The following is a 14625-nucleotide window of genomic DNA, read 5'->3' on the forward strand; positions in this document are numbered from 1 at the left end:
TCGGATGACGAAGGCCCCGCCGCCGGTGAAGGCGATCGGGGCCCGTATCCGACCGATCCGTACGACGAGATCGTCGTACCCTGTCCGTTCGGTTCGGCGTCGTACGCGCCGATCGACGACAGACCGACGCCGACCTGGTCGGCGTCGAGACCGGACCCGGCCGCCTGAGGCGGCGACTCGGGTGGGAGCGGGGCTCCACTTGCCGCCCCCGCTGACGCGAAGGCTGGTCGCTCGTGCAAGGGTACCAGCCGTGAACGAGCGGCGACCAGTGGACGGGCAGGACCAGGCTTCGACGGCCGGGGCGGGAGCGGACGAGGTTCGGGAACTCGCCGAGGTGCCCAGTGTCGAGGTGATCAGCCGCGCGGCCGTCATGCTGATGTCGGCCGCGGCGGAGCGCCTCGGCCTGGCAGAGGCCGACCCGGCTACGAGCCCGCATCGCGATCTGGACGAGGCACGACGCCTGATCACCGCGCTCGCCGGACTGGTGACCTCCTCCGCCGAATACCTCGGCCCGCACGCCGGACCGCTGCGTGACGGCCTGCAGACCCTCCAGCGTGCCTTCCGCGAGGGCTCCGCACATCCCGACGCCCCCGGGCAGGGCCCCGGCGAGAAGTACACCGGCCCGGTCTACTGACACCGGCCCGTCTTGTGAGCTCGCCCGTCTTCTGACATCGGCCCCGCCTGCCGGAACCGGCCGCGTCCTCGGGCCCCGGCCGCGGCCGGCACGGCGGCACGGCGCGGAGGCGTGCACACGGCGGGGCTCGGCTCTGGAGGCCGGGCGGGTCGGCTGAGGCCGGATCGTCCCCGCTGCGGCGGCACGCCCGTTCGACGGCGACCTCGTCCCGGTTCGGCGGCGGTGGGCGACGTGCTCGGCGCGACGACACCGTGAGACGGACGGCGAGGAATCTCGCAGTCGATCGGTCTTCCGCGCAGCGATCCTCCCCGCAGCGGCTTTCGCCGCGGGGCCTTTTCCGAAGCGCCTTTCGCCGCGGTGGTCCTCGCCCGGTGGTCTCCCCACGGGTGGGGCTTCCGCCGCAGCCGGTGCGCGCCCGAGCCCCCGCCGCCCGGCCCTCGTCGGAATCCGTCCCCGCAGGCAGGGCCGCGAACCGGGTCGACACGGCCGACGCCGCGCCGGCGTGATCGTCGGAGTTCGTCGCTACCCTCCGTCACGTGTCGAGAACCACGCCCCGCAACGGCCGAGATTCCAGCCTCCTCCGAGTGACTCTGCTGACCTGGGCTGCCACTGCCGGTGTGCTGCTGGTCGCCTCGGCCACCCTGTCGGGCGCACTGCCACTGCCGCCGGGTTTCGGCCTCGGTCTGCCCCGAGGGAGTCTGACCATCGCGCAGCTGATCGTGCTGTTCGCAGGCACGGCCGGGCTGGCCACCTCGATGAGGTTCCGTTCCGGAGCCGACGCCCTGCTCGTGGGCGCGCTCGCCGTCCTGCCCGCGCCGCTGGTCGCCGCGCCCGCTGTCGACCTGTACTCGGCGACACCCGCCGCGTCGACCGTCGTCGCCTCGGTGTCGACGGCCTTCGGGGCGTGCCTGGTGTTCGGCGCCGCGCTGCGCTCCACGTGGTCGCCGATCCTGGACCGAGCCTCGTGGCCGGGGGCGATCCTGCTGGTCGTCGCCCTGATGGCGATCGGGTTCGGCGGTGCCTCCGCGTGGCTGCCCGCGCGGACGCCACTGGTCTCGTTGACCGTGCCGGTCGTACTGCTCGCCTGTGCGGCCTGGGCGTGGCGCGACACCCGGCGCTCCCCCGGAGCGGACGCCGAACCATCGTACGAGCCGACCGGCGCAGAACCGCCCGCCGAGGCGACGGCAGGCGGGGACACGACGGGTGCGGCCGCCCCGACGCGAGAGACGCGGGCCACGCCGAGCGCACGCGCGGAGCCCGACGGGCAGCCCGCTCCGACGTCGGTTCGCCTTCGCGGGCTGGTCGCACGCCTGGCGGTCTGGCTGCCGCTGATCGCCCTCGTCTCGGTCTGGGCGTCGACGCTCCGGTTCGGCACTCCGGCCGGCTGGGTGATCCTCCTGGTCGCGGCGACGGGCGTGGGGGCGGTGGTCTGCCTGCTACCCGGCTTCGGGCGGCGGACCGTGCTCCTCGCCTCGGCGCTGCTCGTTCTGCTGGGCTCGGCCGGCCTGCTGTCCGCCGGGTCACCGTCGAGCGCGACGTTCGGCGGCCTGCCGGGTGAATGGCCGTTGATCCTGCTGGGCACGGTCCTGCTCGCGGCGGCCGCCCTCGGGGTCGCGCGAGCCGAGTCTCGGCGACGGAACCCGCCGGGCGACGCCCTGCCGATGCTGTGCTGTCTCGGGGTCGTCGGCGCCGCGATCCCGGCGTACCTCCAGACCGCGCCGCACTCCGGGACCGCGCCGCGCTTCGAGGAGACGATGCGGGGAATCGAGATGAGTCGGGCCTACGCCACTCCGCTGGACGCCCCGGACGCCGTTCGCCTCGGCGATCTCGGTCTCCCGGCGGCTCCCGGGCTCCCGCCTGCCGTGTCGACCGGGCTGCTGCTTCTCGGCTGTGCCGCGCTGATCGTCCTGGCATGGCCCCGGCCGCGCTCCCCGCACGACGGTGCGGGTCTCACCGGGCTCGACCCGTCGCGAGCCCGGTGAGACGTCGATCAGAGCACCTGAGCCAGGAAGCGGCCGGTGTGGCTGGCCTCGTCGGCCCGTACCTGCTCCGGTGTGCCCTCGGCGACCACGGTGCCGCCGCCCGAACCCCCTTCCGGCCCCATGTCGATCACCCAGTCCGACGTCTTGATGACGTCGAGGTTGTGCTCGATCACGATCACCGTGTTGCCCTTGGCGACGAGTCCGTTGATCACGCCGAGCAGCTTGCGGATGTCCTCGAAGTGCAGCCCGGTGGTCGGCTCGTCGAGCACGTAGACGGTGCGACCGGTCGACCGCTTCTGGAGTTCGGTGGCCAGCTTGACCCGCTGTGCCTCGCCGCCGGAGAGCGTCGGCGCGGGCTGGCCGAGCCGGACGTAGCCGAGGCCGACGTCCACCAGTGTCTTGAGGTGCCGGTGGATCGCGGTGATCGGCTCGAAGAACGTCGCCGCCTCCTCGATCGGCATGTCCAGGACGTCGGCGATGGTCTTGCCCTTGTAGTGAACCTCCAGCGTCTCCCGGTTGTACCGGGCGCCTCGGCAGATCTCGCAGGGAACGTAGACGTCGGGCAGGAAGTTCATCTCGATCTTGATCGTGCCGTCGCCGGCGCAGGCCTCGCAGCGGCCGCCCTTGATGTTGAAGGAGAACCGGCCCGGCTGGTAGCCGCGCACCTTCGCCTCGGTCGTCGCGGCGAACAGTTTCCTGACGTGGTCGAACACGCCGGTGTAGGTCGCGGGGTTCGACCGAGGCGTGCGGCCGATGGGCGACTGGTCCACCTGCACGAGCTTGTCGACGTGGTCGAGCCCGGTCACCCTGGTGTGCCTGCCCGGCACCTGCCGTGCCCCGTTGAGCTTGTTGGCCAGCACGCGGGCGAGGATGTCGTTGACCAGCGTCGACTTCCCGGACCCCGACACGCCGGTGACGGAGACCAGGGCGCCCAGCGGGAAGGACACGTCGATGCCGCGCAGGTTGTGCTCGCGCGCGCCGACGACGGTGAGCCGCCGCCTGCGGTCGATCTTGCGCCTGCCGTCCGGTACCGGGATGGTCCGGCGGCCCGCCAGGTACGACCCCGTCATCGACTTCTCGTTGGCCAGCAGTTCCTGGTAGGAGCCGCTGTGCACGACCGTCCCGCCGTGCTCGCCCGCGCCGGGCCCGATGTCGACCACCCAGTCCGCGGCGCGGATGGTGTCCTCGTCGTGTTCGACGACGATCAGGGTGTTGCCCAGGTCGCGAAGCCTGCTCAGCGTCTCGATCAGCCGGTGGTTGTCCCGCTGATGCAGTCCGATGGAGGGCTCGTCCAGCACGTAGAGCACGCCCACCAGACCGGAGCCGATCTGCGTGGCCAGCCTGATCCGCTGCGCCTCCCCGCCGGAGAGCGTGCCCGCCGCGCGGTCGAGGGACAGGTAGTCCAGGCCGACGTCCAGCAGGAAGCCCAGCCGAGCGGCCACCTCCTTGAGGACGCGGCCCGCGATCATCTCCTCGCGTTCGCCCAGGGCAAGACCTTCGAGGAAGCGGGCGCACTCCGCGACGCTCATCGCGCAGACCTCGGCGATGGACTTGTCGCCCTGGTCGCGGTGCGCCAGCGTGACGGCCAGGATCTCCGGCTTGAGCCGGGTGCCCTGACAGGCCGGGCAGGGCACCTCCCGCATGTAGCCCTCGTACTTGTCCCGCATGAACTCGGACTCGGTCTGCTCCTGCCTGCGCTCCAGGAAGGGGATCACGCCTTCGAACGCGGCGTAGTACGACCGCTCGCGTCCGTAGCGGTTGCTGTAGCGGACGTGCACCTTCTCGTCGACGCCGTGCAGCACGGCCTTCTGCACGCGGGCGGGCAGGCCCCGCCACGGCATGTCCATCTGGAACCCGACCTTCTCCGCCAGCGACTCCAGGAGTCGGGTGAAGTAGTCGGCGGTCTGGCCGGATGCCCAGGGCGCGATGGCTCCCTCGGCGAGGGACAGCTCGTCGTCCGGCACCACGAGTTCGGGGTCGACCTCCTTGCGGACGCCGAGCCCGGTGCACTCGGGGCAGGCGCCGTAGGGCGAGTTGAAGGAGAACGATCGAGGTTCGAGGTCGTCGACGGCCAGCGAGTGCCCGTTGGGACAGGCCATCCGTTCGGAGAACCGGCGCTCTCGGCCGGTGTCGTGCTCGGGGAGGTCGACGAAATCGAGCACGACGAGGCCGTCGGCCAGCCGCAGCGCCGTCTCGACGGAGTCGGTGAGTCGCTGCTTCGCCGAGGCCTTCACGGCGAGCCGGTCGATCACGACCTCGATGTCGTGCTTCTCCTGCTTCTTGAGCTTGGGCGGGTCGGTGAGGGAGTGGACCACGCCGTCGACGCGCACTCGGGAGTAGCCCTGAGTGGGCAGTTCGGCGAAGAGGTCGACGTACTCGCCCTTACGGCCGCGCACGACGGGGGCGAGCACCTGGAATCGGGTGCTCTCCGGGAGCTCGAGCACCTGGTCGACGATCTGCTGCGGGGTCTGCCTGCTGATGGCGTGGCCGCACGTCGGGCAGTGCGGCTTGCCTGCGCGTGCGTAGAGCAGCCGCAGGTAGTCGTAGACCTCGGTGATGGTGCCGACCGTGGAGCGGGGGTTGCGGTTGGTCGACTTCTGGTCGATCGACACCGCGGGCGAGAGGCCTTCGATGAAGTCGACGTCGGGCTTGTCCATCTGCCCGAGGAACTGCCGTGCGTAGGCGGACAGCGACTCCACGTAGCGACGCTGGCCCTCCGCGAAGATGGTGTCGAAGGCGAGGCTCGACTTTCCGGAGCCGGACAGTCCGGTGAACACGACGAGGCTGTCCCTGGGCAGGTCCAGGTCGACACCGCGGAGGTTGTGCTCGCGAGCGCCGCGAACGACGAGGCGGTCTGACACTGTGGTCCCTTCAACTGATCACGTGCCCGAGCGAGAGGTCATCGGCCCGAGTCGGTCGAGAATTCCGTGCGACAGGGTGGCGCACCCGCCGCAGACCTGGGGCATCGCGCTCGGCGAGTCGCGCAACCGAGCGGGCGCAGGCCAGACTCCATGCTAGGTCCGCCCTCTGACAGGAACGGGTCTTCGTGACTGTCCGTCGAGCACTGAGGCTGCCTGAGAGTGCCTAGCCTCACACCAGCGATAAGATTCGCGACTCTCTGCAACGAGAGCCACACGAAGTAGTGGGCAAGTCCCCGATCGGGTGCTTCCTACGTCGGTCGAAACAGGCCTACGCTGGAAGTGCAAGGCACGTCCCCTGAAGTCGGGGAGAGAAGCAGTCATGGCAGAACTCCACCTGTCCCATCCACAGCCTCTCGAAGAGAGCCTGGTGGCGCCCCGGACCAGCGTCGGCGGTGCCGCGGCCAGTGCCGCGGCGGGCCTGCGAGCACTGGAGGTGGCCAACCGGGCGTTGCTGGAGGTGGTGGAGAGCCTGGATGACACGGTCGTGTCCGGGCCCAGTCTGTTGCCGGGCTGGTCCAGGGCGCACGTGCTGACCCACCTGGCACGGAACGCGGACGGCCTGGTCAACCTGCTCACCTGGGCTCGTACCGACGTCGAGCATCCGATGTATCAGAGCGCGGCCGATCGCAACGCCGACATCGAGGAGGGCGTGGACCGCCCCGCACGACTCCTCGGCGAGGACGTACGCGCGGCGACGGAACGCTTCGACGCGGCCGCCGCGGGCCTGGACGAGTCCGCCTGGGCCGCCCAGGTCGTCGGGCGCGGCCGGACGTTCCAGGCCGACGAGATCCCCTGGATCAGGCAGCGAGAGGTGTGGATCCACCTCGTCGATCTCGACGTCGGACCGGGTATCGACGACATTCCCGACGACCAGATCGAGTTGATGCTGGTCGACGTCATCACCCGATACCGGTCGAGGGATGACGCGCCCCGATTCGGGCTGCGGGTCGAGTTCGCGGACGGCACCGAGCGCACCTTCTTCATCGGCTCGGCCACCGACGACGGCCCGCCCGCGGTGCGCGGGAAGGCGAAGCCCGTGCTCGGCTGGCTCATCGGCCGCGGCGACGGAGCCGAACTGCTCGGCACGCTGCCCGCGCTGCCGGAATGGGACTGACGAGGCGGCGACCGGCGCCCCACCAGAGTGATCCCCACCAGCCCATCCACCCCGCGGCGGTCCGACGGGCGGCCGGTGCGGGCGTCCACGGGCCGTGGTTCTAGGCTCGGTCCGTGGACGTGTCACAGGAGTACACCGGTCATGTCGAACCCGGCGGCCCGGCCGTGCGTCGTGAACTCGCCGAGCTGACCATCACCAAGGTGTCGGTCGGGCCGATGGACAACAACGCCTACGTGCTGCACTGCCCACGCAGCGGCGATGCCGTGCTCATCGACGCCGCCGCCGACCCTGAGCGTCTCTCGGACCTCCTGGGCCACGAGGACGACAGGCCGCGCCTGCGCACCATCGTCACCACCCACGGCCATCCCGATCACTGGCAGGCGTTGGGCGCGGTGGCAGGCGCCTACGGGACCAATCTCGCCGCGCACCCGGCCGATGCCGAGGCGCTGCCGGTCCCGCTGGACTTCCTGTTGGAGAACGGGCACACGCTGGAGGTCGGGCGCTCCGAGCTCGAGGTGATCCACCTGCGAGGACACACACCCGGCTCGATCGCGCTGCTGTACCGCGACCCGCAGGGCTCGGCGCACCTGTTCACCGGCGACTCGCTGTTCCCCGGCGGACCGGGACGGACGACGAGCCCCGAGGACTTCACGAGCCTGATGGACGACCTGGAGACACGGATCTTCGACGTCCTGCCGGACGACACCTGGGTGTATCCGGGTCACGGCGACGACACCACGCTCGGCGCGGAGCGTCCGCACCTGGGGGAATGGCGAAGTCGAGGCTGGTGAACCGGCGCATGCCGCCGGACCGTCGCCGGCCGCGATCGTCCGGCGCTCCTCGATCGGATGTGCGGTCTCGTCGTCGTGACGACGCTCGGCTGGTCCGACGGCGGGGGCTCTGGGCGCGGCGCGGCGGATGCCTGCGGCACCCGACGTCCACGGAGACCGCGAGGTGCTCGACGTCGACGTACGTCATCGCATGCTGAGCCCGTCGTCGGTCGTCCACCCACCAGACCCCTGAACCCGGGGGCACGGGTTCGCCACGACGTCGAACGACGCCGAGGGCAGGTGTCTCGACGGGGCACTGAGCCGGCGGCATCAGGCGGACAGGGCGGGTTGCGGTCCGTCGCCGGACGGGGCATCGGCCGGCCTGCCAGAGGCCGCCGCATCGGCCGTCTCCTCGACGAGGGCGCGCCGAGGCCGCAGTCCGCAGTCCGCAGTCCGCAGTCCGCAGTCCGCAGTCCGCCAAGATCGAACCTGCCTGAAACCGTCACGCTCCGCGGTGTCCTCTCGTTAACTCCACGGCCGGTGTCGGCGCGGTGACGAGGAGCGGAATGAATCGCAGGATCGGCGGGCCGGGCGGCGGCTCCGACAAGGGCAGCCGGATGAGCGGCGTGGTGACGGCCGCCTGTGTGATGGCGCTGGGCACCGCCGCGGCAGGCGGCGTGACCCTCGGCGGTGGGGGCGGCGCCGTGCTGAGCGGTACGGGCACGCTCGGCGGAACGGGTGTCACGGGCGGTTCCGGCTCATCGGGCGGGTCGTCGCTGAGCGGGTCGCTGCGCGTTCGCACGAATCAGGCCAAGGGCTCGGCACGCAGAGGTGACGCGGGCGACGCATGGAAGCGGCTGGGGACACGCGTGAGAAGGCAGGCGGCGCGGCGGGAGTCGGACTGCGTCGGCGCCGCCTTCGGCCAGGTGCGGACGTTCCTCCTGCACACGCCGTGTCGATCGCTGGATCGCATGCTGTTCGCCCTCGACGGTGTGGGCGGCACCATCCTCGTCTCGGTGGCCTGGGTCGAGTTCTCCGAGCGCGGCAGCGCCCGGGAGTTCACCGGCGTCATCGACGTCCACGGCTCCGGTGACATCCGACCATTGGGTGCGGGACTGCTGGACATGGCCGACGTCTCGTTCTCGGCCGATCACTATCGGTCCCGATCCCTCGGTACGACGGTGACCATCGCCGAGACCGAGGCGGTGGGCGGCCGGGTCGACGCGGCGCTCCTCCAGGCGGCGGCCGACGTGGCCGCGGAGCTGCCCCGACCCTGAGTCGCGACAGGGCCCGGTCCGGATGGCGGCCGAGGTGCGAGCACCCGAGGCGCTGGACGGCCTGGCGACCACGATGTCCGGCAGGGGCCGACGCGCAGGGCCGTGAGCAGGCTTCGTGGAGCACGACTCGACGACGCCGCGGCCGGGGACGCCGGGACCTTCTCGACCGTGTCGCCGTCGCCCGCGGTCGACGGCCGGTTCCGACACCGTCGGCGGCGGTTCGGCGGCGTCCCGCGCCCCGCTATCGTCGGCCGATGCCGAGTGAGGACGCCGAGCAGATCGTCGAGATCTACACCGACGGGGCATGCAGCCCGAACCCCGGTCCGGGCGGCTGGGGCGCCGTGCTGCGGTACGGCAGACACGAGCGGGAGCTGTACGGCAGCGAGTCCGCCGTGACGACGAACAATCGGATGGAGCTGACGGCACCACTGCGGGCGTTGGAGAGCCTGACCCGTCCGGCCGTGGTGCGGCTGTACACCGACAGCACCTATGTCAAGAACGGCGTCACCCAGTGGGTGCACCGGTGGAAGAGCAACGGGTGGCAGACCAGCGCCAGAGAGCCGGTCAAGAACGCCGACCTCTGGCGTGAGCTGGACGCGGCGACCGCCAGGCATCGAGTCGAGTGGCACTGGGTGAAGGGACACGCGGGGCACCCCGACAACGAGCGAGCAGATCGGCTCGCCGTCCAGGGTGTCCGGGAGGCGCGCGGAATCGCGGTAGGACAGGACGCCCGCCCGCCTGCCGTGCCCTCGGTCGCGAAGCCGGCTGCGAAGACTCGGGGAGCCGCCCGTACCGACGCGGAGCCGAAGGCACGCTGTCAGGCACTCACCCGGTCCGGTAAGGACTGTCCGACCGTGGCGCGCCCGTCCGGCCTGTGTCATGTGCACGATCCCGCCGTGCGGTGCGGTGCGATCACCAAGGGCGGAAAGCCGTGCGCCGTCGCGACGGGCGGAGGACGGTGCGAACGTCATGCCAGGACCGAGGACGTGGCGTCGGGCCTGTTCTGAGCCGCCTGAGTGGCCGAAGCCCTCGATCGCGTCCAGCGGCCGCCTCGCCGCCGGAGTCGTCGACACGGCGGGTTCCCACGAGCCCCGACGCAGGCCTGCGCGGCGGCGAAGCGGCCGGACCGGGCGGGACCGGCCGGCCCGACTCGTCGGCGTCCTGTCGCAGAATGGGCGGATGGCAGCGTCACACCGGATCTCGACTCCCGCCCAGGTGCAGCAGCGTTGGCACGCGCGCCAGGCGCCCGACGGCGACTTCATCATGTTCGCCGACGGCAGCCTCTCGGCCATGGAGTTCGAGCGCTTCGTGGAGCCGGTCCGGTTCCGCTGGTGGGAGACCCTGCGTGCCGAGACGTGGACGCCGATGGACTGGCTGGACGTGGACGTCATGCTGGCGTCGTGCACCCACGGCCGACGACGCGCGGCGGCCGGCGAGTCGGCCGCGCACGGCAGTGTCGGCTGGGTGGCGCTCACCAGCGCCGACGGCAGGGACACCCTGGAATGGCTGGCGGTGTCGCGTCACTCCGACCCGTTCTCCTCGGTGGCCCTCGACGGGCGGTTCCTCACCGCGACCAGCACCTCGGGGCAGGTCTGGCGATTCCCCTGTGACGCCCCGGCGGACGTGACCGTCAGCGCCGCGAGCGACTGACGGCGGCGGTGGTGTCGGCGAGGTGACGACACCGGCCTGCGGGCATCCGCGGCTCGATACCACCCTTCAGGTGGTTCTTCACGGAGGGACACCGGAACAGTCGGCGGTTGCGTAAGAACGACGTCGTGCACGATGGTGACGGGCCGCACCGATTGCCGACCTTCCGGGATCTCGTCGACCGGTCCGCGTGGACGACCATGGTCCAGGACGGCGCCCGTGTCGTCTGCCCACCCGGCCACCGGCTCCTCAGTCAGGGCGAGCCGGGCGGTTGGGTGCTGCTCTCCGTGGCGGGACGGGTGAAGGTCACCTATGCCGCCCCCGACGGCAGGGAACTGCTGGTCGCGATACGTGGACCCGGCGACCTGATCGGCGAGTTCGCCGTCCGAGACGGCGGTCCTCGTTCGGCGACGGTGCGGACGATCGAGCCGTGCATCCTCTCCCGGATTCCGCCGCGCCGGTTCGGCGACCTGCTCCGCCGGCTCCGCCTGGAGTCCGCGTCGGACCGCTACATCGTGGGGAAGATTCGGCAGAGCAGCGCCCACGCCTGGCGGCTCGCCCACGGCAGCGTCGCGGAGCGACTCGCGTGGCTCCTACGAGTCGTCATCGACGCCGCGGGGCCGGACCATCGTTCGCCGAACGTGGTCCCGATGTCGCAGGAGGAGATCGCCACCGCGCTCGGTCTGGTCCGCAGCGCGATCACACCGACCCTGGCGGCATGGCGAGACGCAGGCGTCATCCGCCAGGGCCGGGGACGCATCGAGGTCCTGGACACGGCCGGACTGACGGCAGGCGCGCGCTGAGCATCGGATTCTCGGTGTGTTCGTCAGCTGTGTCCAGTTCTGGACAGTGCGGCCTGATCATCTCGGGAAGCATCGAGTCACCAGACCGATGCGAGAGGACGACTCGTGACCAGTCAGCACACCGACGACGGCGAGTTCACCGGTGTTCACCACGGCATCATGGTGATCGACACCCATGGATTCAGCGCACACGACGACGTCCAGCAGACCAGGCTGACGAACCTGATCCCGGAGATCCTCGAGGAAGCCGCGCGAAGGGGAGGCGCGGAGCGCCTGCTGCGGAACCCTCCGGTCCGGGCGACACGGGGCGACGGCCTCTGTTACGCCTTCGAGCTGCGGCTTCTCCCGCTGGCCGTCGACCGACTCATGGACGCCCTCCAGGGCGAGCTGCGGGTGCGGGCTCCGCGGCTGCGGGCCGACGGAATCACGCTGCGGATGCGGGCAAGCCTGCATCTCGGGCCGATGCCCCCGTTCAACCCGATGTTCGTCGACTCGCCCAACGGCAAGGTCATGATCGACACGCATCGGATGGTCGGTGCGGCCGAGGTCCGGGCGTTGTTGGACCGCTCCGATCCGCAGGTGACGTTTCTGGCCACCGTGGTCTCCGATGCCGTGATGGAGCAGCTCATCCGCGCTGGCCACACCGTTCGCAAGCCCACGGAGTTCGTCCGGACGGCGCTCACGGTCGAGGCCAAGGGCTTCGAGTGCGTCGGCCATCTCCGGGTGCCGGTGCTCTCCGGAGAACTCCTCGCCGCCGGCCTGCTCGCTCGGCCGCACAATGATGCCGACGCCGACCGGTCCACGCCGCCGCCGGTCGCTCCGCTCCAGCCCGCGACCACGGGCACCATGGGCGAGCCGCCGCAGGCCGCCGGCACGAACAACACGAACGCGTCGAACAGCGGGCACCGCGGGCTGGTCGCGCAGAGCCGCGATGTGGGGCACATCGCCGATCAGTCGATCACCATGGGCTCCGGTCCGTCCGGGGTCACCGTCAGCGGCAACAACAACGCCGTCGCAGGGGGCGACCTGGATCAGTCGACCGGCAGGCAGGACTTCTCCGGGACCTTCCACATCGGCGCCGACGGGAACTTCGGCAGTCACAGCGGGCGGCGAGGCGGCCTCCCGAACGAGTCCGGAGCGGACTCGTGACGGGCTTCGGCGAGCCGAACCGGGATGTCGACTTCTTCGGGATGCTCGACGACGCCACCGCGGCCGAACCCGAGCCGGCCTCCCCTGCCGTCTCCGACTATCCGGGGCAGCCGGTGCTCACGACGCCGCCGACCGGGAGTGACGGTTCCTCGGCGGCGGACAGCGACCGACAGTCGTCGACACCGCATACGGCGCCCGCCCCGGTGGAACCCGCGGCGTCGCGTCCCGCCGAGGCGACGCATCACAGCGAGCCACCGGGCCGTGTCGGGTTCGTCGGCGTGGCGGGCGACGGGAACGCGACCGCAGGCGGCAACCTCGACCAGTCGCAGCACTTCCACGTCTACGGGCCTGATTCGCAACCTGCCGAGATCGCCCGCCCACGCAACCGAACCCGAAGCGGACGATGGGACCCGGAGGCGCTCGCCTCCCTGGCGGACCGCTTCGTGGCACCGGCCGGGCTACTCGACGCCTCCGATCAGCCGTCCGCCTTCGAGATCCTCGCCGACTGGCGGCTGGTCCTGCTCAGCGCGCAGGTGAAGAGCGGCGGACAGTTCACGGCCGCGCTCCGGCTGGCGCAGCGACTTCGCGAGACCGAGAACGCTCGCCTCATCGTCCGTCAGGAGATCCTCGACCGCGGCTTCCGGCTCGACGCCGGTCTGATCCTCGACGCCGACACCCCGGCGGTGGTCATCCTCGACCTGCGGGAGGGCTCGGCCGAGGACGTGCACGAAGTCCGGAACAACCTCGTCGAATTCGGCGACCAGCTGAAGCCGCATCGCAGCTTCCTCGTGGTCATCCTGCCCGTCGAACAGCGGCGCCCCTTCGAGGAACGTTTCCCCGGCCGGGTGCACCTGCTGTCCCGACCGTCCGGAGCGCTGGTCTTCGACCGCCATGTGGAGCTGGTCGAGGACTCGCACACTCTGTCGACCGAGGCAGGTCTGCTGGAACGTCTGGACCAGGCATGGCCGCCCGAGGCGAAGGAGATCGCCGAGGCGGTGTCCGAGGCGCGTCGCGCCGGCTACACGTCGCCGGAGGACATCGCGGCGCGGCTGGCCGACCCGACCGACGTCCTCGCCGAGGAACTCCGCAAGGCGATCACCGAGTTGCAGAGCAAGGACGACAAGGAGGCCGTCGGCCTGCTGCTGGCCTGCGGGCTGTTCGAGGGCGCGGCCGCCGATCGCATCCTCACGGCGTCGGATCAGATGCTGACCGTGTTGAAGACCCAGGTGCGGGAGCCCGATCCGCTGCTCCGACCGGGCGTGACCGCGACCTTGCACCGGCTGGGCACGAAGCTCTTCGATCCGCGCACGAGGACCTTCACCACCCCGCGGCTGGGCTCGTCGGTGCTCACCTATTTCTGGAAGGAGCATCCGATGCTGCGGAGCCCCGTCCAGGAGTGGTTGCAGCGTCTTCCGGTCGAGATCGAGGATCTCGGACAGGCCGAACTGGAACGTCTCGCCGACCGGGCGGCCGACCTCGCGGCCGAGGCGGGAGTCGAGCTGATCACCGCGTTGGCCCAGGGCTGGGCTGCCGGGCAGCAGACCACGATCCTCGACCGACGACAGGACCAGACACGGCGGTCCATCGCGGTCCGCCTGCTGACCAGGACCGCTGTCGACCCGAATCTCGGCAGGGCGGTGCGCGAGAGGCTCTGGGACTGGTCGCGGTCCTCCTCGCCGGACGTTCAGCTGCTGGTGGCGATCGTCTGCGGTGAGATCGGCTCGGACTTCCCCCGCGTGGCGCTCACCCGGATCAAGCATCTCGCGACGGCCGCGGAACCGCTGGTGCGGCGGCACGCAACGGACGCGATGGTCCGCATCGGACGCGAGTCCGGACTGCCGACCTTCCTCCGCTATGTCGAGGGTTGGCTCGACCGGCCGTCGGCCGATCGCATGGAACTGCTGGCGGAGAGCATCGAGCGGCTACTCGACGCCGATCCCCACACCATCACGGGAGAGGGCGTCCGCGAGTTCTGGAGCCGTGCGCTGGGCGAGATGTCGTTGCTCCCGAGCCGTCGGATCGTCGGTGCCTGGCTGCGCTACGGCGCCCGATCGACGACCTCGGTCGGCCGTGACGCGGTGGAGACACTCGTCGCCGCGACCGAACGCGACCCGCATCGCATCGCTCGACTGCAGTGGGCGAGCCGGGTGGCGGGCATCCCGCTCGATCCGGGCTTCGTCGAGGAGGATCCGATCAACGCGATCATCCAACAGGTCTGGACTCGGCTGGACGAGATCGACCCCGTGCACGTCTGACGGACCGCGCACCCGGACAGAACTGTCGATGACAAGGATGGCGAAGAGAACATGTGGCTGCGAAGCCGGTATC

General features: G+C 70.9%; 10 protein-coding genes and 1 pseudogene. 10 read left to right on the top strand and 1 reads right to left on the bottom strand.

Annotated elements, in window-relative coordinates:
- Positions 1-268 precede the first annotated feature (268 nt).
- Together AHOG_RS19280 and AHOG_RS19285 are read left to right on the top strand one after the other, a co-directional pair.
- Positions 269-634 carry a DUF1844 domain-containing protein gene (locus AHOG_RS19280; RefSeq protein ID WP_093942590.1) on the top strand — a complete coding sequence of 122 codons (366 nt, stop codon included), beginning with the start codon at positions 269-271 and terminating at the stop codon, positions 632-634.
- A 584-nt stretch (positions 635-1218) separates the two neighbouring features.
- Positions 1219-2616, top strand: a complete 1398-nt coding sequence (locus AHOG_RS19285; protein ID WP_093942591.1) for a S8/S53 family peptidase — start codon at positions 1219-1221, stop codon at positions 2614-2616.
- A gap of 8 nt (positions 2617-2624) precedes the next feature.
- Here AHOG_RS19285 and uvrA read toward each other — a convergent pair whose 3' ends face one another.
- Entirely contained in the window at positions 2625-5477 is a 2853-nt protein-coding gene (uvrA, locus tag AHOG_RS19290; protein ID WP_093942592.1) for an excinuclease ABC subunit UvrA, read from the bottom strand.
- 379 nt (positions 5478-5856) lie between these two features.
- Between uvrA and AHOG_RS19295 the strand changes: the two genes are divergently transcribed.
- The 8 genes and pseudogenes from AHOG_RS19295 to AHOG_RS19330 all read left to right on the top strand — a co-directional run bounded on the left by AHOG_RS19295 (position 5857) and on the right by AHOG_RS19330 (position 14552).
- Positions 5857-6651 carry a maleylpyruvate isomerase family mycothiol-dependent enzyme gene (locus AHOG_RS19295; protein ID WP_093942593.1) on the top strand — a complete coding sequence of 265 codons (795 nt, stop codon included), beginning with the start codon at positions 5857-5859 and terminating at the stop codon, positions 6649-6651.
- A 113-nt stretch (positions 6652-6764) separates the two neighbouring features.
- Complete coding sequence (locus tag AHOG_RS19300) at positions 6765-7442, top strand: MBL fold metallo-hydrolase (protein ID WP_093942594.1); 678 nt, start codon at positions 6765-6767, stop codon at positions 7440-7442.
- 545 nt (positions 7443-7987) lie between these two features.
- On the top strand, positions 7988-8698 hold the full coding sequence (locus AHOG_RS19305) for a hypothetical protein (protein ID WP_093942595.1): 711 nt from the start codon (positions 7988-7990) through the stop codon (positions 8696-8698).
- A gap of 254 nt (positions 8699-8952) precedes the next feature.
- Positions 8953-9405, top strand: a pseudogene (gene rnhA / locus AHOG_RS19310) (ribonuclease HI); the annotation flags it as partial.
- A 472-nt stretch (positions 9406-9877) separates the two neighbouring features.
- Complete coding sequence (locus tag AHOG_RS19315; RefSeq protein WP_093942596.1) at positions 9878-10348, top strand: hypothetical protein; 471 nt, start codon at positions 9878-9880, stop codon at positions 10346-10348.
- Positions 10349-10455: 107 nt separating this feature from the next.
- On the top strand, positions 10456-11148 hold the full coding sequence (locus tag AHOG_RS19320; RefSeq protein ID WP_245856326.1) for a Crp/Fnr family transcriptional regulator: 693 nt from the start codon (positions 10456-10458) through the stop codon (positions 11146-11148).
- A gap of 105 nt (positions 11149-11253) precedes the next feature.
- The gene (locus tag AHOG_RS19325) at positions 11254-12297 is read left to right on the top strand and encodes a hypothetical protein (RefSeq protein WP_093942597.1); all 1044 of its coding nucleotides are present in this window, start codon (positions 11254-11256) and stop codon (positions 12295-12297) included.
- Positions 12294-14552 carry a hypothetical protein gene (locus AHOG_RS19330; RefSeq protein WP_093942598.1) on the top strand — a complete coding sequence of 753 codons (2259 nt, stop codon included), beginning with the start codon at positions 12294-12296 and terminating at the stop codon, positions 14550-14552. Before AHOG_RS19325 ends, AHOG_RS19330 begins: the two co-directional genes overlap by 4 nt.
- Positions 14553-14625: the final 73 nt, after the last annotated feature.

Origin of the sequence: Actinoalloteichus hoggarensis (assembly GCF_002234535.1) — a bacterium.
GTDB lineage: Bacteria > Actinomycetota > Actinomycetes > Mycobacteriales > Pseudonocardiaceae > Actinoalloteichus_A > Actinoalloteichus_A hoggarensis.